Raw genomic sequence first — 22759 nt, forward strand, 5'->3', positions numbered from 1 at the left:
ATACATGAAGGTCGTCAGGAAAAGAAAGTTGCTTGGGTAAATACACCGTATTTTCTAAAGAATTAAAATTATTAGCATTTCCCTTCCAGGTTGATGTAGAATATAGAGAAACAAAGGGAAAGGGTGATTTATGTGAAAGTGGAAGCGTTACCAGCAAAACCAGGGGAGCATTATTTACATAATTACGAAGAGCAATCGGCGGATTTCGATTGGTCGGAAGTTGAAAAAGAGTTCAGCTGGTCGAAAACCGGTAAGATCAATATGGCCCATGAGGCGATTGACCGTCACGCTGAATCGGACCGCAAGAACAAAGTCGCTCTCTATTATAAAGACCAGCATCGCCATGAAACGTATACATTCTATGAGATGAAACGGATGACGAACCGTGCGGCGAACTTGTTGAAAGCACATTCCGATTTGGAAAAAGGGGACCGCATTTTCATTTTCATGCCGCGTTCTCCTGAACTGTATTTCCTCATGTTCGGGGCTTTGAAGATGGGCTTGATTGTCGGGCCATTATTTGAAGCATTCATGGAAGGGGCGATCTATGACCGGCTGGACGACAGTGACGCTAAATCGATCATCACGACGCCGGAATTGCTCCCGCGCATCCCGAAAGACCGGCTTCCGAATTTGAAGACGATCTTCCTTGTCGGGGAGGAAGGGGCAGAAGAAACTGAAGGCCATATCGATGTGCTGAAGCATCTTCATTCCTGCTCGGATAAATTCGATGTCGAATGGCTCGACAAAGAAGACGGGTTGGTGCTTCATTATACCTCGGGTTCTACAGGCAAACCGAAGGGCGTCCTGCACGCACAATATGCCATGGTTCAGCAATACCAGACAGGCAAATGGGTGCTCGATTTCCAGGAACAGGACATTTACTGGTGCACAGCTGACCCGGGCTGGGTGACGGGTACGGCTTATGGCGTGTTCTCGCCGTGGCTGAACGGCGTGACCACGGTCATTCTCGGCGGCCGCTTTTCTCCGGATGCCTGGTATCAAGCGATCGAAGATTTCGGCGTTACGGTCTGGTACAGTGCACCGACAGCATTCCGCATGCTGATGGGCGCCGGGGATGCATTGGTGAAAGAATACGATCTGTCGACATTGCGCCACGTGCTGTCTGTCGGTGAACCGCTGAACCCCGAAGTCGTCAAATGGGGAGCGCAAGTGTTCGATAAACGGATCCACGATACGTGGTGGATGACGGAAACCGGCGCGCAGGTCATCTGCAATTACCCGTCGATGGCTATCAAGCCCGGTTCGATGGGCAAACCGATTCCAGGCATTAAAGCGGCGATTGTCGATGACCAAGGCAAGGAATTGCCAGCAAACCAAATGGGCAACCTGGCGATCAAGAAAGGCTGGCCGTCCATGATGCGCCAAATCTGGAATAACCCGCAAAAGTATGATTCCTACTTCCTGAATGATGAGTGGTATGTATCCGGTGACTCGGCTTACATGGACGAAGACGGCTATTTCTGGTTCCAGGGCAGAGTGGATGACGTCATCATGACTTCAGGCGAACGTGTCGGGCCGTTTGAAGTGGAAAGCAAGCTGCTCGAGCATCCGGCAATCGCTGAAGCAGGCGTCATCGGAAAACCTGACCCTGTGCGCGGGGAAATCATCAAGGCGTTCGTCGCGCTTGTTGAAGGCCATGAGCCTTCGGATGAATTGATCGAGGACATCCGCCAGTTCGTCAAGAAGGAATTGGCGGCCCACGCAGCGCCGCGTGAAATCGAATTCAAAGACAAGCTTCCGAAAACACGAAGCGGCAAGATCATGCGCCGCGTCCTGAAAGCTTGGGAATTGGACTTGCCGACTGGCGATTTGTCCACAATGGAAGATTAAAAAAAGCCCCTCTGCATTTGCAGAGGGGCTTTCATCATGCTGCGTCTTCTTCACTTTCCGGAGCCTCCGTCTCAGGTTCTGACGGCTCTTCTGGTTCCTCCGGTTCTTCAGGTTCTTCAGGTGGTGCTTCTTCCTCTTCTTCCGGTTCTTCTGGAGCTGGAGTTTCTTCTGCCGGTTCTTCCTCAGCAGGCTCTTCTTCCGGCTCCTGTCTTTCAGTTTCTTGAGATGGAGCCGGAGTTTCTTCTCTTTCCGGTTCCGGTGCAGGCTCCGGTTTCGGCTCTGGTTTTGGCGCTTCGATCGTCACGCCATTGGATGCGGCCGATTGCCGGCCTGTGATATCCACGGCGACGACTGTGTATGTGCCGGGGCCAGGTGCGTTATAGGAGTTGCTGCTTGATTCGGAAACAGAAGCGACTCTGCTGCCGCCGCGGAAAACACGGTAGCCGACGACATCGTTCGAAGCGGAATCGCTCCAAGTGATTGTGCGCCCATTGATCGATGTTCCGACCGGTGCAGGGGCTGCGCTGTCTGCGTCGAATTTCGCGCTGGAAACGACATTGCTGAACCTGGAGCTGCCAGGGAATAATTTGCCGGCGTCTCCGCCAAATGGAGCGAGCATCCGGTCGACATATTCTTCCGAGACACCGAGGCCGCCGCCTGATACAAATTCACTTGGCGTATTCGATAGGGCAGCATAGCGTTTGCCGTTGATGGTCGTATACGATCCGCTGCTCAAGCTGTCATCGCCGTCTTTCGGTGTCATGATGTCAGCGATGAACAAGTCGGAGCGGACTAAACCTGCTTTTTTACAAGCATCGCTCGGTGCGTAGCCTGAAATGCCGCAGAACGAGCGGGTGACGACGCCGTCAGGTTCCTGGAATTTGTCTCCGGTACCGATTGCGTCAGGAGCAACATCATAGGTCGTATTCATCAAGTTCGCCCATAATTGGTTGACGCGGACGGATGGCTGCAAGTTCTGGTTTCTGAAATTATCCAGCGAATATTTTTCCTTGTCATAGCCGAGCCAGACGCCCATCGTGATGTTAGGGTTGTAGCCGACGAGCCAGACGTCGCGTGTTTCTTGTGTAGTTCCTGTCTTGCCTGCAAAATCAGCATTGAATTTGAGCATGCCGTTTGCACGGTTTGCTGTTCCGCGGTCTGTTTTGAAGACATCGCGCAGCATATCGGTCAATACGTAAGAAGCTTGAGGGGTGAAAACGTCTTTCGCCTCGGCCTCATGTTCATAGATGACATTGCCGTCTGCGTCTTCGATTTTATCGATCATGGTCGTTTCCATATGCTTGCCGCCGTTAGCTAAGGTGGCGTAGGCATTGGCGACTTCTTCCACCGACCCTTCGATGCCGCCGCCAAGTGCTGCTGAGACGACGCCATCGTTTTCATCAACGCGGGAGAAGCCGTTGTCGATCATGTATTGGATCGGCATCTCATCACGCATTTGTGCAAACAAACGCAAAGCGGGAAGGTTTTGGGATTGGGCGAGTGCATCGCGTGCCGGCATGATGCCTTGTTCACTTGTCGGGATGAAGTTTGCCGGTTCGTAGCTACTGCCGTTGTCGTTCATGGTGAACTTCACATCGACTACTGGGCTGCCTGCGCCGATTACGCCATTTTCCAGTGCGGGGCCGTAGACTAGCAATGGCTTCACCGTCGAACCGATCGAACGGTAAGCTTGCGTTGCATGGTTCAAGTTCTCGATTTCGTGGTCACGCCCGCCGACGAAGCTCAAGATACGGCCGGTATCGTTTTCCAATGTGACACTGCCGACTTGTACGGGCAATTGGCGGGTTTGCGTTTCGCCGTCTTCATCAATATAATCTTCAGATAAAGTCGTGCCGTATCCTTGGTAGGCTTTCTGTGTGTTTTCTTGCGCTACATATAACTCTTTATTGATGCTGGAATGGATGCGGTAGCCGTTCGACCGTACGGCCCGGTCTGCCAGTATCGCATATTCTTCATAAAGGTTTTGGTCTTGCTTCAGTGTTTCGGGATCTACGCCGTTTTGTTCCGCCAATACATCCATGATGATGCGGGTGGCTCGTTTTTCAAGCTCGGCTGTCACAAATGGGAAGTCTTCGTATGAACGGGTTTCATCTTTGCGGAAATCAGCGACAATATCGTATTCCAAAGCTTCTTGATATTCCGCTTCCGTGATATAGCCCGTTTCAAGCATGCGGTACAGCACTGTTTTCATGCGGTTAAGGCCAGGTTCTAAAGCTTCGCCTTCTTTAGGCGTACCGCCGGGCCCGTATGGTGTATAGCTGAAAGGCGCTTTCGGGATTCCGGCGATGAATGCTGCCTGCGGCAAGTTCAACTCGCTTGCAGGCACATTGAATATGCCTTTTGCTGCCGTTTCGATTCCCGCGATATTCATGCCTGCCGAGTTTCGGCCATATGGAATGATATTCAGGTAAGCTTCCATGATATCTTCTTTGTTCATGAATTTCTCAAGGCGCATGGCCAGGAGGATTTCTTTCGCTTTTCGCTCGTAAGATACTTCATTTGTCAAAATCTGGTTTTTGATCAATTGCTGCGTCAAAGTCGATCCGCCGGTTTGGCTGTCTGAATTGGAGACATCCTGGAACAAGCCGCGCATGATCGCTTTCGGGACGATGCCTTCATGTTCGTAGAAATATTCATCTTCCGTAGCCAGGACTGCGTCGATGGCCACATCGGAGACATCTTCCAGATTCGTTTCTTCGCGGTCAAGGTCGGTCTGCAATTTGCCGAGGTACGTATTGTCGGCGAAGTACAATTGGGAAGTCTCTTCGTAACTATAGATGTCCGACAGCATTTCCTCTTCGGTCCGCAGCTGTTCTTCGTCCACCAATGAAGCGAAATAGCCGGCTCCTGCCGATGCGGCAAATACGCCGCCCGCCACCAATATAATAGCTAGAATGATTGCCAAGTTCCAAATGACTCCCGTGGTGATTTTAAAGCGCTTAAACCATTTATGGGAAGTCCATCTATCGGTTGTTTCCTCTGCCTTCAATAACCATCTTCTCAATTTGTCTTGCACATTATCCCCCTCCTAAAAATCTTTTCTATTATAGCATAATCCGATAATTGAAACGAAAGATATTGACAATCTTTAGGATTCAAGTACACTACATAATAGAATCTTCATAATCAAACGGAGAAAGGCCCGCAGTAGGGCGTGCAATTTTGAAACCAGAGAGCCGGTGGGAGGTGCAAACCGGCCAAAATGCATGCGCCGAATTACAGGCCCGGAGTTTGCGGAAGTGCCCCGTCTGGCACATTTGAGTGGGAGGATGCGTCCTCCAAGCTGGGTGGTACCGCGCATTTGCGTCCCTGCATGAATTTCATGCAGGGGCTTTTTTGTGTCCCGGCAACCAGGCGAAGCAGATAAAGGGAGGAAATTTACATGACAAATGCATTGATCGACGATTTAAACTGGCGCGGGCTTCTGTACCAGCAAACGGATGAAGAAGGAATGGCGGAAGTGCTGGATCGGGAAAAGATTTCATTGTATTGCGGTGTCGACCCGACTGCCGACAGCATGCACATCGGCCATATCGTGCCGCTTTTGACTTTGCGCCGTTTCCAATTGCACGGACATCGCCCAATCCTGTTGGTGGGCGGGGCGACCGGCATGATCGGGGATCCATCCGGCCGCAATGAAGAGCGCCAATTGCAGTCGACGGAACAGATTGACCGCAATGTCGAATCGATCAAAAAACAAATGGAGCAGATCTTTGATTTCCAGACGGAGAACGGGGCGAAGATGGTCAATAACCGTGATTGGATCGGCGGCATGAGCGTCATTGAGTTCCTGCGCGATTACGGTAAATTGATTTCCGTCAATTACATGTTGGCGAAAGACTCGGTCGCATCGCGTCTCGAAGGCGGAATTTCGTTTACGGAGTTTTCCTATACCTTAATCCAAGCGATCGACTTCAACCATCTCTACAATGAATACAATTGCCGCGTTCAGATCGGCGGGTCGGATCAGTGGGGCAATATCACTTCAGGCCTTGAAGTGATCCGCAAGACGCACGAGGAAGAAGCAAAAGCGTTCGGCATCACGATTCCGCTCGTGACAAAAGCGGACGGCACGAAATTCGGGAAGACAGCGGGCGGGGCCGTATGGCTCGATGCGAAAAAAACTTCGCCGTATGAGTTTTACCAGTTCTGGATCAATACGGCGGATGCGGATGTCGTCAAATACTTGAAGATCTTCACGTTCATCGAAAAAGAACAAATCGAAAACTTGGCAGAAAGTGTCGAAACCGAAGCACACCTAAGAAAAGCGCAAACGGTCCTCGCGGAGGAAATGACGAAGCTCATCCACGGGGAAGAGGCGCTAGCGGATGCACAGCGTATTACGAAAGCCTTGTTCAGCGGCGACCTGAAAAGCTTGAGCGCAAATGAAATGAAGGCGGCATTCAAAGACGTTCCTTCTGTCGAGATGCCGAAAGAGGCGAAGCCGATCGTCGATTTGATCGTCGATGGGAAAGTATCGCCATCGAAACGCCAAGCTCGCGAAGACATCGCGAATGGGGCAATCTCCATTAACGGGGAGAAAATCCGTGACCTGGACTACGTCGTCGATGAAAAAGACCGTTTGGATGATGAATTCGCGATCGTCCGCCGCGGCAAGAAGAAATACCATATGGTCCATTTTGTTTAAATACGGAAGCCGCTTGCAGCTGCAAGCGGCTTTTTTAATGTGCATGCGGGTGTTTAATGCCCTTTCGACGGGGAAACACAGTCACTAGATACATGAACAGGATTCCAAACCATTCAAGGGAGGATGATAGGCATGTCACGAGTTGTCGGATCATACGGTACGGAAATGGAAGCGGTGGAAGTCATAGAGGATCTTCAGCGGCAAGGTTACCGGGATGAGGATATTTCAGTTCTCAGCAAAGATAAAAGAGACGTGGAGCGTGTAACGGAAGAAACCGGCACACAAGCTGGGGAAGGAGCTGCTGCAGGTGCTGCTACGGGCGGAGCATTAGGCGGTCTCGGCGGCGTCTTGGCGGGACTCGGTGCATTGGCGATTCCTGGCATCGGCCCAATTGTCGCAGCCGGGCCGATTGCAGCCGGCCTGACAGGCGCAGCGGCAGGAGCAGGCGTAGGCGGGATAGCCGGTGCCTTGATCGGCCTCGGCGTGCCGGAAGATGAAGCAAAAGGCTATGAAGACCAGTTCAAGGAAGGGCGGATACTCGTCTTGGTGGAAGAGGATGGGGCGAAGCAGCCTGACCGCAATGACGTGGACAGATTTACGGAAAAGGAAGATCCGTTGATCGGTACGGAACGCTCAACGAATATCCGCGGCGATGCCGGGCCAGGACGCGACCGGCTCTGAAGATCCGCACCCAAAAACCCCGCAGCGCTTTAATGGCGCTGCGGGGTTTTGGATGTCCCGGATTTATGCATGTGATTGCTTTTCCTTGATGAAGGATGGGAGCGGGAAGTCTTCGAAAGCTTGTGGATGGACAAGCTTGCCGAGCTTGATCGCCCCTTCGATCAGCCGTGGCGACGGCCGGCAGAACAAAGCCTCTTCCATGACGTGGATGTGTTCGATCGCTTTCATCGATTGCCAGTCCGGGCGTTTCAGTACGAGTTCCGGCTTTACTTTCGAGGTCATGATGCCGACCCAAGCGAGGAGGATGAAGTCCGGCTCGCGTTTTCTCACGGCTTCCCAGTCGGTTTGGATGTTCGCGGTTTCCTCGTCCTCGAAACAATTGTGGGCGCCGACAAGCCGGCTGATTTCACTGAGCCAATTGACGCCTCCCGGAGTGAAGACCGGTTTCGGCCACCATTCCCAGTACAAGGAAGGCGAGGAAGATGTGCTGTCGCCGCGTCTTTTAAGTTCAGCGATAGCGGCGTCATATTCCGCGAGGACCGCCGCGCTGTCGAAATGGATGGCTTCGGCCACCGTTTCCAGGTCGTGTCGGATGTCGGCGAGTGATTGCGGGTCCAGGATGAGGTGCGGAATGTTGCGTTTTTCGAGCTCTTCGATATTTTTTTCCATGCCGGGCACGCTGAGCGATGCCAATACAAGGTCCGGCGCCAAGGCTTCGACTTCATCCATTCGTATGGATAGGTCCGGGCCGAGGCGCGGAAGCCGTTCGATGCTCTTCGGCCAGTCGGAATAATCATCGACGCCGACCAGCAAATGATCGGCATTCAAAAAAGCGAGCAACTCGGTATTGCTAGGGCATATGGATACGATTCTCATAAAGATGCCTCCTTTATATGGCTACAGTGTAGCATAGCTTGGAGGAGGAATCGACGGAACGGCAAGAGCTGGCGATTTTCAATCGCTAAGCTTAAACTATTTATCAGGCATAGGACGGCACAGTTAAGAACGTGGATCCGGCTTGATTGAGAAGGGAGAGGGAACGGTGGATGCAGGAAAGATTATTTTATTGAATGGGGTCTCGAGCTCTGGAAAGTCGAGCTTGGCGAAAGAATTAGCTTATCAGCTGGAGAGTTACTTTCATTTAAGTATCGATGACTTTGACTTGGTGATCGAAAAAATGGAAGACCGCAACACGGAAAAGCTGATTCCGATTCCGACGGAAGTGTTTTTTCATGAGGCCGTCAGGATGTTCTCGGATAAAGGGGTCCATTTAGTGGTGGATCAAATTCTACATGATGAAGAAACGATTTCGCACCTCCTATCCGTGCTGAAGGGCTATCCTGTCTTGTTTGTGGGAGTTCATTGCCCTGCAGAGGAAATCGACCGGCGTGAAAAAAACAGGGGAGACCGCCCAATCGGCCAAGGCCGGGCCCAACTAGCGTTTGTCCACCGCCAAAACGAAACCTATGATATTGAAGTCAATACAGGAGAAATCCCGCTTAAGGCGGCGGCTGAAAAAATCATCAACAGGCTGGAAAGCGGAGAAGCTCTTAATGGCTGGCAGGCTTTAGGGAGACAGCGGGCTGGCGGCCTGCTATAAATAGCCACAAAAAACCCTCCAGGAGAACCTGGAGGGTTTTCGTCAATCATTAACGTGAGTAGAACTCAACGATCAATTGTTCGTTGATTTCAGCAGACAATTCGCTGCGCTCTGGGAGACGGACGAATGTGCCTTCTTTTTTGTCAGCGTCGATTGAAACGTATTCTGGAACGAAGCTGTTCACTTCGATCGCTTCGTTGACTACATCAAGGTTGTTGGACTTTTCGCGGAAAGCGATAGTTTGTCCTGGTTTTACGCTGTAAGACGGAATGTCTACGCGTTTGCCGTCAACAAGGATGTGGCCGTGGTTTACCAATTGGCGGGCTTGGCGGCGAGTGCGCGCAAGGCCGAGGCGGTAAACGACGTTATCAAGGCGTGTTTCAAGCAAGATCATGAAGTTCTCACCGTGTTTGCCTTCCATTTTACCGGCTTTGTTGAACAAAGTTTTGAACTGGCGTTCGTTAACTCCGTACATGAAGCGCAATTTTTGTTTTTCCTGCAATTGCAAACCGTATTCAGAAACTTTACGGCGTTGGTTAGCACCGTGCTGACCTGGTGCGTAAGGGCGTTTTTCGAGTTCTTTACCTGTGCCGCTCAAAGAAATTCCAAGGCGACGTGACAGTTTCCATGCTGGACCTGTATAACGAGACATAATGAGTCTCCTCCTCTGATTTGGTTTTTAGAGTAAAATAAAAACCAGATGTATTCATGCTGCAAGCCATTTTGTTTTCATGTACCTTCGCTCAGCAGCCAAGAGTTACGCGATACACCTCTGTCTAGACGAAAGCGCCGGAAATCCGGTTCATGCTTTTCTGGACAAGGAACAAAATGGGCAAACCCGCACATACAACTGCTGCGATTATTTTACACAAAGGCTAGTATACCCGATTTCGGCTGCGGCAGTCAATGGATAAAGGACAGGAATTGCAGAAATGAGGCTTTCTTTTTCCGGGCCCTCAGAGTAAAATGGAGATAGTTGTAAATGTAAGCGCTTTCTATTTTCAGTGAGGGGTGTATGAATGATGAAACAAAAGAAGAAATTTGAAACGGCAGTGATTCACGAGGGTTATGACAGTTCTGTGCATCATGACAGCCTGGCCACACCGCTTTACCAAACGTCGACGTATTCGTTCTTGAATGCCGAGCAAGGGGAAGCCCGGTTTGCCGGGGAACAGGACGGAAATATCTACTCGCGTCTCGGCAATCCGACAGTGCGCGTCTTGGAACAGCGGATGGCGGAGATTGAAGGAGGGGAAGCTGCACTGGCGTTCGGGTCGGGGATGGCCGCTGTCAGTGCCATCCTTGTCCACTTGACGAAAGCGGGCGACCATGTGCTATGTTCGCGCGGAATCTATGGCTGCACATTCGGGTTATTGGAAATCATGGAAGAAAAGTACGGCATTACGCATTCGCTGATTGCCATGACGACGGAACAGCAGATTGAACAGGCGATCCGGCCGGAGACGAAAGTCATCTATGTCGAAACACCGATCAATCCGACCATGGAGCTCGTCAATTTGCGAGCGGTCGAGGCAGCCGCCAAAAAACACGGCTTGCGGGTGGTCGTCGATAATACGTTCAGCTCGCCGTATTTGCAAAACCCGCTCGAGTTCGGCGCGGATTTTGTGCTCCATAGCGCCACTAAGTATTTGAATGGCCACGGCGATGTCATCGGCGGGGTGTTAGTGGGAGCGGATGCGGAAGAGATGCAGACGATCCGCATGACCGTACAGAAAGATTTCGGGGGCATCATGTCGCCATTCGATGCCTGGCTATTGATCCGAGGATTGAAGACCTTGCATGTGCGCATGGACCGCCACATCGATAACGCGGAAAAAGTCGTCGCCTTTCTCCACGGCGAACAGGCAGTAAAGCGCATTTTGTATCCATTCGACGCAGGGCACCCGCAAGTGTCGATTGCAAAAGACCAGATGCGCCGCGGTGGCGGATTGATTTCCTTCGAGCTCGAAGGCGGAAAGAAACAGGCCCAGGAGTTCTTGAACGCGCTGTCGCTCATCAAGATTGCGGTCAGTCTCGGCGATGCCGAAACCTTGATCCAGCATCCGGCAACGATGACCCATGCGGTCGTGCCTCCGGAAGAGCGGGAAAAGATGGGGATCAGCGATTCACTCGTCCGCTTGTCGGTGGGGCTTGAGAACGTCGAGGACATTATGGCCGATCTCGAGCGGGCATTTGCGCACATCAAATCCAATTTGCAGGAAATCTAAAAAAGATCCCGGCAGACTAGCTGCCGGGATCTTTCATGCGTTTAGATGTGTTTCAATAATGTTTCCGCGAACTTTTCGAGCCCGTTGCGGTCTTCTTCCGTGAAACGGGCAAGTTCCGGGCTATCGATATCGAGTACGCCGTATGCTTCGCCGTCTTTGAATAGAGGAACCACGATCTCCGAGCGGGAAGCGGCATCGCATGCGATATGTCCCGGGAATGCATGGACATCATCGACCAACATCGTTTCGTTCTGGGCGATCGCTGTGCCGCATACCCCTTTTCCGACCGGGATGCGCACGCAAGCCGGCATTCCCTGGAAGGGGCCGAGGACGAGTTCGCCGTCTTCCATCAAATAGAATCCGACCCAGTTGATGCGATCGAGGAACTGGCCAAGAAGTGCAGAAGCGTTCGATAAATTGGCGATGCGGTTCGGTTCGCCTGCAAGCAAAGCGTCCAGTTGTTTAATGAGCAAATTGTATTGCTCTTCGCGTGTGCCGCTGTAAGTGGATGTAGCAAACATGGAATCATCTCATTTCTGAAAGTTTCTATTTAATAGTGTTCAGTATAAAAGCGTTCAGCGTATTTGTGCAAGCCTTCGGCACTATGGGCATCCGACCCGAAGACGAGCGGGATGCCAAGCTCGCGCGCATAGGCGATATAGGGCTCCGGCGGATAGAATTCCAGGCAGCCGGGTTTAGAGAGCCCTGCGGAATTGACATCCAGTTCGTAGCCGTGTTCTTTTATCATCCTGAGGATTCTGCGGATCCGGGCCTCGTCGTCGACCGCCTCCTTATGGACATGCTGAAACTTGTGGCATAAAGTCGGATGTCCGATGCGTTTCGGTTTATGTGGGCCAAGATCCGCCAATATGGAAGCCTCGACGGTATCATAATATAGATCATAGACAGCCTCTACGGAACCCATGTCTTTCGCGAGTGCCATAAACACTTCAGCGCTGAAATCGCAGCAGATATAGCGATCCCTGTAGCGCAGGAAATGGACCGATAGGATCGCATCTTCCAGTTTTGGGCCGGCCTGTTCCAGCAGCTGGGCTGTCTGTTTTTCAAATCCCTGGATATAATCCACTTCAAGCCCACTGCGGATCCGCATGTGGGGCGCTTGCTTTTTCGCCTCATCCAGCGCCTCGAAATAGGCAGGCAAATCGACGATGTCCATGCCGCTGTCTTGATCGGGTGTTGTATCCGCAAAGCCTTGCGGCAAGGGGGCGTGCTCGGTAAAGCTGATGTCCGTGAATCCGCTTTTTCCGGCTTTCTCGATATAGGCACGGAACGGATCGCTTGTTCCGTGAGGGCAGAACGGGGTATGGATATGGCCGTCACGTTTACTCATAAAGTTCACCATCTTTTCATTTTGATAAAATTATTCCCTGTTTTCTTCTAATTTGGCAAACAAAAGAGTAGAATACATGTTAAAATGAAAGAATCATTAAACATACTTATGTAACCGGTAATGTATTTGGAACAGGGGGCTAAATGACTTATGATGGAGTATATCATCATTGCGGTCATCATTCTATTGGCGCTGCTTATCATCGGCATGGTGTTTCGAAAAAAACACAATGCGGAAATCGAGCGTCTGGAACAACTGAAACTGCAACTTAAAGAGAAACCGATTATGGAAGAACTCACCAAAGTGAAACAATTGAACTTGAATGGCCAGACAGAGGAAATGTTCGAGCGCTGGCGCAATAAATGGGACGAAATCATGGATGTCGATATCCCGAAAATAGACGCAACGCTCTATGACGCAGAAGAATCGATCAAACGCTTCAATTTCCCGAAAGCTTCCAAGCTGGAAAAACAAGCCGAAGAGAAAATAGATGATACAGACAAGCAAATTGCGGTGATTTTCTCGGAACTGGACGAATTGATCGGCAGTGAAGAGAAAAACCGAAGTGAAATGGACATGATCCAGGACAAGTACGTGCGCGCACGCAAAAACCTGCTTGCGCATAAATCTTCATACGGCGCAGCGGCCGGGCCGCTTGAAAAGCGCCTGGAGTCGTTTGTCCAGCGCTTCGAGGAATATGATCAGCTGACGGAGGAAGGCAATTACTTAAGAGCGCGGGAGACGGTCATCAATTTATCCGCAGACAGCGCACAAGCCTTTATGCTGGTGGATGACATCCCGATGATGCTGGCGGAAATCGACGACAAGATTCCCCAGGATTTGGCTCAGCTGCGGCAAGGCAAACAGGAGATGGAAGAGCAGTCCTATTACCTCAACCACCTCGGATTGACCGAAAAGATCGAGGAGATCGAACAAGAGCTTGCAGGATTGAAAAAACAACTGGAGACTTTGGAAGTGTCCGATAGCAAGAAGCAAATCGATGAAATCAAGGACCGGATCGATGCGATGTACGACCTGCTTGAGAAAGAAGTGGCTGCAAAACACTATATCGATCAACATCTGATGGATACGGAGCGCCACTTGCAAGTGGTGGCCCGGGACACCCAGGAACTGGAAGAGGAAAGCCGTTACGTACAACATAGCTACAAAATCACGGACCAGGAAGCAGCGATTCCGAAAACCTGCCTCGAGAAAGTGGAGCAGCTGGCAAAACGCTTCGAACTCTTGGCGAACCGCCTGGAAGAAGACCAGTCCGCGTATTCAAGCCTGCAGGACGAATTGATGCATATCCGCGAAGACTTGTCGATCGTCGATTCCACACAGATGGACTTTACCGATGCGCTGAAAAACCTGCGCGTCGAGGAAAACAAAGCCCGCATACATGTGGAAGAATTGAGGCGCCGCCTTCAGGAAACGGACCGCATGCTGCATAAAGCGAACATCCCGGGCATTCCGGAAGATATGGATGTCCGCCTCGAGGAAGCGGAAGAGCATCTGTTTGTCGCGATGCGCGCGCTTCGCGAAGTGCCGCTGAATATGAAGCTAGTCGATAATTACATGGAACAGGCAGAGACAAGCATTACGGACGTTGAAGCCAAAGCGAAAGAAATGATTGAAAACGTCTTGCTTGTAGAACGCATCATCCAATACGGAAACCGTTACCGGAAAACGAACCCCCAGCTTCACGCCAATCTTTTGGAAGCGGAAGAATCATTCCGCCAAATGCGCTATACGAAAGCGCTCGAAGAAGCGGCGACGGCTGTCGAGAATTTCGAACCCGGCTCGATGAAACGCATTGAAGTTCTCGTCAAGGAAAACGACTAAGAAAATAACGAAACCACCAGCAGACAAGCTGGTGGTTTTCTTTTCGGAGGGATTGCAATGATCTATTTGGACAATAGCGCAACGACAGAGCCGAATCCGCAAGTGCTCGAAACATACTTGAAGGCGAGCAGCCGCTATTTCGCGAATCCGGCATCGCTTCACCGCATGGGAAATGAAGCGGAAGATCTGCTCGAATCAGCACGCAGCCAGATCAAAGGCCTGCTCGGCTGTGAGCGCATCATTTTCACATCCGGCGGAACTGAAGCGAATAACCTGGCGATCCGGGGCGCGGCCTATGCCAATCAAGAAAAAGGACGCCATATCATCTCATGCAGGACTGAACACCCGTCGGTCCTGGAACCGTTGAAGCAACTTGAAAAAGAAGGATTTGAAATCACCCTGCTGCCGGTCGGCCGGGATGGGGCGATCGACCTTGGCGAATTAGAGCAGACGCTTCGCGACGACACGATCCTCGTAAGCTTAATGCAAGTCAATAACGAGGTCGGCACCATGCATCCGCTGGCACGTATTCGGAGCATGCTTGAAAATCACCGTACGCTATTCCATGTCGACGCCGTGCAAGGCGTTGGCAAATTGCCGCTTAGCGAGCAGGAGATGCCGGATTTATTGACTGTCTCTGCACATAAACTGCATGGATTGAAGAACAGTGGGATCCTGGCGGTCAATAAAGCGGAACTCGTGCCGATCTTGTTCGGGGGCGGCCAAGAAGGCGGGCTTCGCAGCGGGACGGTCTCCGTGCCGAACGCGGCGGCGCTGGCGAAAGCATTGCGCCTTGCAACACCCAAGCCAGATCACCTAGAATGGAATGCGGAATTGCGCACTTTTTTCTCTGGATACAGGGACATTTACATCGTCAGCCCATCCGGCGCCGCACCGCATATCCTTGCGGTTGCCATCAAAGGTGTGCGCGGGGAGACTTTGGTTGGGGCCTTGCAGCAAGAAGGCGTCATCGTCTCCACTTCAAGCGCCTGTTCTTCCAGGAACAGGCAGGCAAGCCACGTCATTGAAGCGATCGGCTTGCCGCGCGAATACCGGGATGGCACGATCCGCATCAGCTTCGGCGCCATGACTACCCGAGAAGACATTATCGAACTTAAGAAACGTTTCCATAAAGCGCATCAATTGATCAAAGGAGTCGAGCAATCATGAAAACTAACCAAATTCTTATCCGGTATGGCGAGCTGTCGACAAAAGGCCGCAACCGGAAATCGTTCATCTCGCGGCTCCGGAATAATATCCAGACTTTATTCGCAGGTACCCCGACACTTCGCATCAAAGCCGAACGCGACCGGATGTTCTTGTTCTGCGACGACGAACAAGGCATGGAAGACATTCTGGAGCGCTTGCCTCATGTATTCGGCATCCAGTCATTCAGCCCTGTCACCCAGACCAGCCTGGATCTGGATGACATGAAACAAACGGCTTTGTCGATCATCAGTAAAATGGACACTGACGGCAAGAGTTTCAAGGTTTCAGTCAAAAGGCCGTATAAGGAATTTCCTTATGAAAAACCCGAAATCATGCGCGCGATTGGCGGCTATGTACTTGGCAACACGCCCGAACTGACTGTGGCGATGAAAAACCCCGACATCGATTTGAGTGTCGAAATCCGGCAGGACGCCGCTTATATGATGGCTGAAACGATCCAAGGCGCTGCAGGCTTGCCGATCGGCGCAGGCGGCAGGGCGCTGTTGATGCTGTCAGGCGGCATCGACAGCCCCGTTGCCGGTTATCATATGCTGAAGCGGGGCGTACGGCTTGAATTGATCCATTTCTTCAGCCCGCCATTTACGACCGAGCGTGCCAAAGAAAAGGTGATGGACCTGGCTGAGAGATTAAGCGGTTTCGGTTCACCGGTGACTTTGCACATCATCCCGTTCACCGAAATCCAGCAGGAAGTCCATAAGCAAGTGCCCGACAATATCACGATGACGTCGACACGCCGTATGATGATGCGCATAGCGGATGCGGTACGCGCAAAGACCGACTCGAAAGCGATCATCACCGGCGAAAGCCTTGGCCAAGTCGCCAGCCAGACGCTTGAGAGCCTGCAGGCGATCAACGCCGTGACGACGACGCCGATCTTGCGCCCCTTGATCGCACACGACAAACTCGAAATCATCGAAACGGCGCAAGCAATCGGCACATACGATATATCCATCCGCCCATACGAGGATTGCTGCACGATCTTCACGCCGGCCAACCCGAAAACGAAACCGAAAACGGATAAAGTCGAGCACTATGAGAGCTTCGTGTCGTTCGATGAGATGATCGCTCAAGCTGTGGCGGAGCGCGAGATTATCGAATTCCCGAGAAAGAAAGAACAGAGTTTCGACGATTTGCTGTAACCTGTTTTATACAAAAAGCCCGGCCAAGAACAAGCTTTATGTTCTTGCCGGGCTTTTGTCATGGGGTAGATTCGTTATTCTATTAGAACAAACACTCGAAATATTGATATTCATCTGAGAAGAAAAATAATGGAGTGCATTTTATTGTGCAGTGATACCAACTACGGTTAAGGAGATTCATTTAAAATAATTATTTTGAATAATTAAATATTTATTGTATAATAATATAAGAATAATATCAGTTAGAAGCAAAGGGGAGAATGGGATGAAACGCGAACAATTGCTGGCACCTGAAAACTATAACTTGGTGGAAGAATTCGAACGGTTTGCGATAGGAGATGGACGCAAGGCGATCATTTGGGAGAATGACAAAGGGGAAAAGCAAGAAGTTACATACGATGAATTGATCCACCAGGCGAACCGGGCAGCGAACAGCTTTGAAAAAGCAGGCCTAAGAAAAGGCGATGTCGTGTTGGTCATGGTGCCCCGCCTTATCGAGGCATATGTGGTTTATGTAGGCGCATTGAAAGCAGGGCTCGTCGTCATACCAAGTTCTGAAATGCTGCGGGCGAAAGACATATCTTACCGCCTGAACCATAGTGAGGCAAAAGCGGTCATTGCGTATGAACCGTTTCTGGGCCAATTCGAGGGAGTCGCGGAAATGGATGGGCTGACGAACTTCGTCATCGGCCAGGGACCGGATTCCTGGATTTCATTGACGGACGAAATGGCTTCAGCTTCTGACCAGTATGAAGCGGCAACGACCAAGAATGACGATATGGCGTTCCTTTCCTATACATCGGGGACGACGGGAAATCCAAAAGGCGTCGTCCATAGCCATGGCTGGGCTTACGCACATTTACGCACTTCCGCAGAGCACTGGCTAGGTGCAAAAAAAGGGGATCTCGTGTGGGCGACGGCGAGCCCGGGCTGGCAAAAATGGATCTGGAGCCCGTTCCTTGCAACACTCGGAAGCGGGGCGACGGCATTTGTCTATAACGGCAAATTCGACCCGGCTGTCTATCTGGAATTACTCGAACAGCGGAAAATCAATGTGCTGTGCTGCACCCCGACAGAATACCGCTTGATGGCGAAGCAGAAAGATTTGGCGAACTACGATTTAAGCTCACTCAACAGTGCCGTGTCGGCTGGCGAACCTTTGAATGCCGAAGTGATCGATGTGTTCCGGAAGCATTTTGGCCTGGACGTGCGTGACGGCTATGGGCAAACCGAAAACACATTGCTTGTCGGCACGATGAAAGGCACTGAAGGGCGTAAAGGTTCGATGGGCAAACCGACGCCTGGCAACCGGGTGGAAATCATCGATGACAACGGGGTGCCTTGCGCAGTTGGAGAAGTCGGGGACATTGCCGTGCACGTCGAGACGCCGGCGTTGTTCAAGGAATATTTTAAAGACGCAGAGCGGACGCAAATGCAGTTCCGTGGGGATTATTATGTGACTGGCGATAAAGCATCAAAAGACGAAGACGGCTTTTTCTGGTTCGAAGGGCGCGGTGATGACATCATCATTTCCTCGGGCTACACAATCGGGCCGTTCGAAGTGGAAGATGCGCTCGTCAAGCACCCAGCAGTACAGGAATGTGCCGTCGTCGGTTCACCAGATGAAATCCGGGGGGCGATCGTGAAAGCTTTCGTCGTCTTGACCGACGGCCAGGAAGGCGGAGAAGGGCTCGTCACCGAACTCCAGAATCATGTCAAGGATTTGACGGCGCCGTATAAATACCCGCGCGCGATCGAGTTCCGCACCGAACTGCCGAAAACGGCATCCGGCAAGATCCGCCGAGTCGAACTGCGGCAAGCGGAAAATGCAAAAAAATAATGACTTTGCCAAAAGCTCCCGTTCGCACCGGGGGCTTTTGCTGTATTTACTTTCCAATAGGGCAGGCATATAATGGGTCTATTATTTCGTGAATAAAAATACTTTAAGAATGGTGCGCGATGCGAAGATGACTGAAGAGAAAAAAGGAACATTGCTGACGATTTTGACCTATACGATCTGGGGGTTCCTGCCGATATTCTGGAAGCAAGTCGACCATGTGCCCGCCGATGAATTATTGGCCGGCCGTATTTTTTGGGCGTTTTGGCTGACGCTTGGCTTTATCGTGCTGACTGGGGGCGGCAAGCGGTTTATGGATGATGTAAAGTCTTTGTGGAAATCGAAGAAAACCTTCTTCCTGCTCATGCTTGCTTCGTTCCTGATTTCGGCTAATTGGTTTTTCTATATTTATGCGGTGACCAACGACCGGATCGTCGAGACGAGCCTCGGCTATTACATCAACCCGCTCATTTCCGTGTTGCTCGGTTCGTTCTTCTTAAAGGAAAAACTTTCGCCTGCCGTAAAGGCCGCTTTTGTGCTTGCCGCTATCGGCGTGGCGGTCATCACGATTTCCTACGGGACTTTGCCGTGGCTGGCGCTCGGCATGGCATTCAGCTTTGCGTTCTATGGATTGATCAAGAAAACCATCCAGCTGAATGCATTAAGGGGCCTGGCGATCGAGACGATGTTCGTGCTCCCGTTTGCGACCGCCTATTATATCTATCTGTTTTCGATCGATCGTGCGGCATTCCTGCATAGCGGCGTGCCGACTGACCTGCTTGTCATCCTGAGCGGATTCCTGACCGCCTTGCCTTTATTATTGTTTGCCATGGGGGCGCCGCTGATCCCTCTGTACATGATCGGCTTCCTCCAATACATTGCCCCGAGCTTGATGCTATTGATCGGCGTCTTTCTGTACGGGGAGGCATTCGGCGTAATTTCGATCATTTCCTTCTCCTTTATCTGGAGTGCTTTGATCCTGTTCACGGGTTCGAAAATCGTGGAAGCGAGGCGGATGAGAAAAAACCCACATTTAGCCGGCGCTGAATTTAGCGGAAAGTGAAACATTTTGAATGCTGTTGCGTATAGTTGAATGGAATACTTAAGGAGGGAACTGAAACATGATGAACACAAAACGATGGATTGCCTTGCTTGCCGCTGCTGCATTGCTGGTGATATCCCTAGTCATTAACTCAGCCTTTTCAGTGCTGCAGTCGGATTTCACTGCCGGCTTTGACGATTGGACAGGCATGGAACAGACGGCTTTGAGCGAACAAGTACTTGAGCCAGGCGATGCCTCCAACCGCATTGCCGTGCTGAACGTGGACGGGGCGATACAGGACACAGGCGAAGCTTCCGTTTTTGCGGCTGCCGGCTATAACCATGATTTGTTCATGGAGCAATTGCAAGCCGTTAAGGAAGACAGCAGCGTCAAAGGCATTGTCCTGCAAGTCAATTCCCCTGGCGGAGGCGTGGTCGAGTCCGCTCAGATCCACGATAAGATCAAGGAAATCCAGGAAGAAACCGGAAAGCCGCTTTATGTCTCGATGGGCGCAATGGCTGCATCAGGCGGTTATTATATTGCCGCTCCGGCTGAAAAGATTTTCGTCAGCGAAGAAACCTTGACAGGATCGATCGGCGTCATCATGCAAAGCGTCAATTACGGCGAATTGGCAGATCGCTACGGGGTGGATTTCGTCACCATCAAATCAGGGCCATACAAAGACATCATGAGCCCGACGCGTGAAATGACCGATGAAGAACGGGCACTCTTGCAGGACATGCTCGACAGTTCCTATGAAGAGTTCGTCGATGTTATCGAGGAAGGCCGTGATATGACAGAAGAAGAAGTGAAAGAATACGCAGACGGGCGCATCATGAATGGACGCCAGGCAGTCGAGGCGAACCTTGCCGATGATTTCGGATTTGCGGAAGACGTCATCCAGGCGATGCGCGATGATTTCGATCTAGCCGACGGTGAAGTGTTCGAATACGGTGCCGGTGACGACTGGGCTTCACTCTTCGCGATGAAGGCAGGCTCATTCTTCGGCATGGATATGGAAACGAAGTTCATCTCGGATATGCTGTCCCAAAACAGCGGGCCGCGCATGATGTATCTATACGGTGAAAACTAAGGAGGTGGAGAAGCATGACTGATCACGTCAATAATGATGCGGCGGAGCGGGAGGCTGCACCTCCGCCGGTCCGGCCGGAAAACGATACGGTTCTTTTCTATGAACGCAAGCCGGCAGGATTTTGGATGCGCTTCTGGGCTTATTTAATCGATCTCCTGGTGATTTCGGCAGTGTCTTCTATTTTGATACGCCCATTGTTTGCGCTATTCGGATGGGAGACCTCAGAGAGCGTATGGTATGCGCCATACGCGATCCTGACAGCTATCGTTTTTTACGGCTACTTTGTCCTGATGACCAAGTTCTTCTCGCAGACAATCGGCAAGATGATTTTCGGGCTGCGCGTCGTTTCGCTGAAAACGGATCGCTTATCATGGCCCACGTTATTGTTCCGCGAATGGATCGGCCGTTTTATCTCGGTGACGATCCTGCCCCTGTATTGGATTGTCGGGTTCACCCCTTTGAAACAAGGGGTGCATGATTTCATCGCGGATACGACCGTCGTCCACGAGGAATCCTACCGCAAACAGCAGATGGCGAGAAAACGCCTGGAAGGGTCTCGGTTGCAAGAGAGTGAAAGCATTTAGTATGATAAAGGTAATCTGAAAGGGAGGCGTTGCAATTTGGTACAAATCACATTCAAGCAAAACCCTGTAACATTGCCAGGAAATGAAGTGAAAGTGGGCGATGCGGCACCGGATTTCACGGTGCTATCGAACAGCCTGGAACCGAAGACACTTAGCGATTTCAAAGGCAAAGTGCTGTTGATCAGTGTCGTCCCGTCGCTAGATACAGGAGTATGTTCCGATCAGACGAAACGTTTCAGCGAAGAAGCAGCTTCACTTGGAGAAGACGTCGAAGTACTGACGGTTTCCTGTGACTTGCCATTTGCGCAGAAGCGCTGGACAGAGATCAATGGGGTGGACTCGATCACGACGCTGTCCGACCACCGCGATCTTTCATTCGGTGAAGCTTACGGCTTGACGATGCAGGAGCTGCGTTTATTGGCACGTTCCATTTTCGTTGTCGACAAAGACGGAAAAGTGACGTATGTGGAATATGTAGCAGAAGGCACCGATCACCCGGATTACGACAAAGCACTCGCAGCGGTAAAAGAGCTGACAAACTAATACCAGGAACCCACTCTAGCCGAGTGGGTTTCCTTATTGAGGACGGAGATTTATGAATTCATCAATGGAAAGCATCTTTACGGCAATCGACAATGAAACCGTGTCGATCCAAAAACAGGAAGAAACTTCCTATCTCGAAAGCCTGCTTACGACGACTGAGCGCTGGCTGGACGGGCAATTGACTATTGCTGAAGGCGGTACAAAAGAAGATATGCGAAAAGCGATTCAATTGGCGATTTTGAAAGGCATGAAAGAGCATGTCCAGCCCCATCACCAAATGACGCCCGATGCCCTGGGCCTGTTGATCGGCTATCTAGTGGAACTATTCGTCAAGGAGCAGCAAGCGACGGTTCTTGACCCGGCAGCGGGCACAGGGAACCTGCTGTTTACGGTGATGAATTATTTGGATGGCCGCATGAGCGGGACCGCTGTGGAACTGGATGATCTCTTGATTCGCCTCGCTTCGAATATCGGCAACTTGATTGAACAGCCAGTGACGTTTTATTTGCAGGACGCGCTGCAGCCGCTATTGATCGACCCGGTCGACTGCGTCGTTTCCGATTTGCCTGTCGGTTATTACCCGGACGAAGCCACTGCATCGAATTATGAGCTGAAAGCGGACGAAGGCATGTCCTATGCCCATCACCTGTTCATCGAGCAATCCTTGAAGCATACGAAAGAAGGCGGCTATTTGTTCTTTGTCATTCCACGGAACATTTTCGAATCGCCACTTGCCGGCCAATTGCATAGCTTCCTGAAACACCAGGCACATATACAGGCCGTGATGGAACTGCCGGAGAATATCTTCAAAAATGCCCAGCACGCAAAAGCCATCTTGGTTTTGCAGAAGAAAAAGGACGGCTTGAAAGCGCCGAAGGAAGTGCTCCTAGCGCGCGTCCCGAATATGTCGAAGCCGGAAACGATGGCGAAATTCTTCACGCAGGTCAATGGATGGTTCAAAGAGAATAAATAATGGCACAAGCCGGTCCTATTGCATAGGGCCGGCTTTTTCGTTTCCGAAAAAAGGCAGGAACTTTCGGGGAAATGGCGAATAGCGTAAAGA

19 protein-coding genes are annotated in these 22759 nt (G+C 51.2%); 14 read left to right on the forward strand and 5 right to left on the reverse strand.

Annotation, left to right across the window (positions count from 1 at the left end; genetic code table 11):
- Positions 1–132 precede the first annotated feature (132 nt).
- A complete protein-coding gene (acsA, locus tag DP119_RS14330) occupies positions 133–1854 on the forward strand; it encodes an acetate--CoA ligase (RefSeq protein WP_101190072.1) in 1722 nt (573 codons plus the stop codon).
- A 34-nt stretch (positions 1855–1888) separates the two neighbouring features.
- On the opposite strand, the gene DP119_RS14335 is transcribed toward acsA, so the two are convergent.
- Positions 1889–4891, reverse strand: coding sequence for a transglycosylase domain-containing protein (locus DP119_RS14335; protein ID WP_112233793.1), 3003 nt, complete (start codon positions 4889–4891; stop codon positions 1889–1891).
- Positions 4892–5257: 366 nt separating this feature from the next.
- Between DP119_RS14335 and tyrS the strand changes: the two genes are divergently transcribed.
- A complete protein-coding gene (tyrS, locus tag DP119_RS14340; protein ID WP_112233794.1) occupies positions 5258–6523 on the forward strand; it encodes a tyrosine--tRNA ligase in 1266 nt (421 codons plus the stop codon).
- A 132-nt stretch (positions 6524–6655) separates the two neighbouring features.
- Positions 6656–7204, forward strand: coding sequence for a general stress protein (locus DP119_RS14345; protein ID WP_112233795.1), 549 nt, complete (start codon positions 6656–6658; stop codon positions 7202–7204).
- A gap of 63 nt (positions 7205–7267) precedes the next feature.
- Here the strand turns inward: DP119_RS14345 and DP119_RS14350 are convergent, their stop codons facing one another.
- A complete protein-coding gene (locus tag DP119_RS14350; RefSeq protein WP_068868842.1) occupies positions 7268–8080 on the reverse strand; it encodes a cobalamin-binding protein in 813 nt (270 codons plus the stop codon).
- 166 nt (positions 8081–8246) lie between these two features.
- Between DP119_RS14350 and DP119_RS14355 the strand changes: the two genes are divergently transcribed.
- Positions 8247–8804 carry a chloramphenicol phosphotransferase CPT family protein gene (locus DP119_RS14355; protein WP_167399245.1) on the forward strand — a complete coding sequence of 186 codons (558 nt, stop codon included), beginning with the start codon at positions 8247–8249 and terminating at the stop codon, positions 8802–8804.
- A 49-nt stretch (positions 8805–8853) separates the two neighbouring features.
- Here DP119_RS14355 and rpsD read toward each other — a convergent pair whose 3' ends face one another.
- Positions 8854–9456 carry a 30S ribosomal protein S4 gene (gene rpsD / locus DP119_RS14360; RefSeq protein WP_068488533.1) on the reverse strand — a complete coding sequence of 201 codons (603 nt, stop codon included), beginning with the start codon at positions 9454–9456 and terminating at the stop codon, positions 8854–8856.
- A 367-nt stretch (positions 9457–9823) separates the two neighbouring features.
- On the opposite strand from rpsD, the gene megL reads away from it, so the two are divergent.
- Positions 9824–11032, forward strand: a complete 1209-nt coding sequence (megL, locus tag DP119_RS14365) for a methionine gamma-lyase (RefSeq protein ID WP_112233797.1) — start codon at positions 9824–9826, stop codon at positions 11030–11032.
- 41 nt (positions 11033–11073) lie between these two features.
- Here the strand turns inward: megL and DP119_RS14370 are convergent, their stop codons facing one another.
- Together DP119_RS14370 and hisJ are read right to left on the reverse strand one after the other, a co-directional pair.
- A complete protein-coding gene (locus DP119_RS14370) occupies positions 11074–11553 on the reverse strand; it encodes a GAF domain-containing protein (RefSeq protein ID WP_112233798.1) in 480 nt (159 codons plus the stop codon).
- 29 nt (positions 11554–11582) lie between these two features.
- Positions 11583–12383, reverse strand: a complete 801-nt coding sequence (hisJ, locus tag DP119_RS14375; RefSeq protein WP_112233799.1) for a histidinol-phosphatase HisJ — start codon at positions 12381–12383, stop codon at positions 11583–11585.
- A 150-nt stretch (positions 12384–12533) separates the two neighbouring features.
- Here hisJ and ezrA point away from each other — a divergent pair, with 150 nt between their 5' ends.
- From ezrA to DP119_RS14420, 9 genes are all read left to right on the forward strand, one after another.
- Positions 12534–14228 (forward strand): septation ring formation regulator EzrA, encoded by a 1695-nt coding sequence (ezrA, locus tag DP119_RS14380; protein ID WP_112233800.1) that lies wholly within the window; start codon positions 12534–12536, stop codon positions 14226–14228.
- A 57-nt stretch (positions 14229–14285) separates the two neighbouring features.
- Positions 14286–15398: a cysteine desulfurase family protein gene (locus DP119_RS14385; RefSeq protein WP_112233801.1), complete on the forward strand. Its 1113-nt coding sequence runs from the start codon at positions 14286–14288 to the stop codon at positions 15396–15398.
- On the forward strand, positions 15395–16597 hold the full coding sequence (gene thiI / locus DP119_RS14390) for a tRNA uracil 4-sulfurtransferase ThiI (protein ID WP_112233802.1): 1203 nt from the start codon (positions 15395–15397) through the stop codon (positions 16595–16597). The genes DP119_RS14385 and thiI overlap by 4 nt, the downstream gene beginning before the upstream one ends.
- Positions 16598–16862: 265 nt before the next feature.
- Entirely contained in the window at positions 16863–18437 is a 1575-nt protein-coding gene (gene mbcS / locus DP119_RS14395; protein WP_112233803.1) for an acyl-CoA synthetase MbcS, read from the forward strand.
- A 127-nt stretch (positions 18438–18564) separates the two neighbouring features.
- A complete protein-coding gene (gene rarD, locus DP119_RS14400) occupies positions 18565–19497 on the forward strand; it encodes an EamA family transporter RarD (RefSeq protein WP_112233831.1) in 933 nt (310 codons plus the stop codon).
- A gap of 61 nt (positions 19498–19558) precedes the next feature.
- Positions 19559–20569, forward strand: coding sequence for a signal peptide peptidase SppA (gene sppA / locus DP119_RS14405; RefSeq protein ID WP_112233832.1), 1011 nt, complete (start codon positions 19559–19561; stop codon positions 20567–20569).
- A 14-nt stretch (positions 20570–20583) separates the two neighbouring features.
- Complete coding sequence (locus tag DP119_RS14410; RefSeq protein ID WP_112233804.1) at positions 20584–21153, forward strand: RDD family protein; 570 nt, start codon at positions 20584–20586, stop codon at positions 21151–21153.
- A 36-nt stretch (positions 21154–21189) separates the two neighbouring features.
- Positions 21190–21696 carry a thiol peroxidase gene (gene tpx / locus DP119_RS14415; protein WP_112233805.1) on the forward strand — a complete coding sequence of 169 codons (507 nt, stop codon included), beginning with the start codon at positions 21190–21192 and terminating at the stop codon, positions 21694–21696.
- A 52-nt stretch (positions 21697–21748) separates the two neighbouring features.
- The gene (locus DP119_RS14420) at positions 21749–22669 is read left to right on the forward strand and encodes a class I SAM-dependent methyltransferase (RefSeq protein WP_112233806.1); all 921 of its coding nucleotides are present in this window, start codon (positions 21749–21751) and stop codon (positions 22667–22669) included.
- Positions 22670–22759: the final 90 nt, after the last annotated feature.

This window comes from Planococcus maitriensis (assembly GCF_003289925.1).
Lineage (GTDB): Bacteria > Bacillota > Bacilli > Bacillales_A > Planococcaceae > Planococcus > Planococcus maitriensis.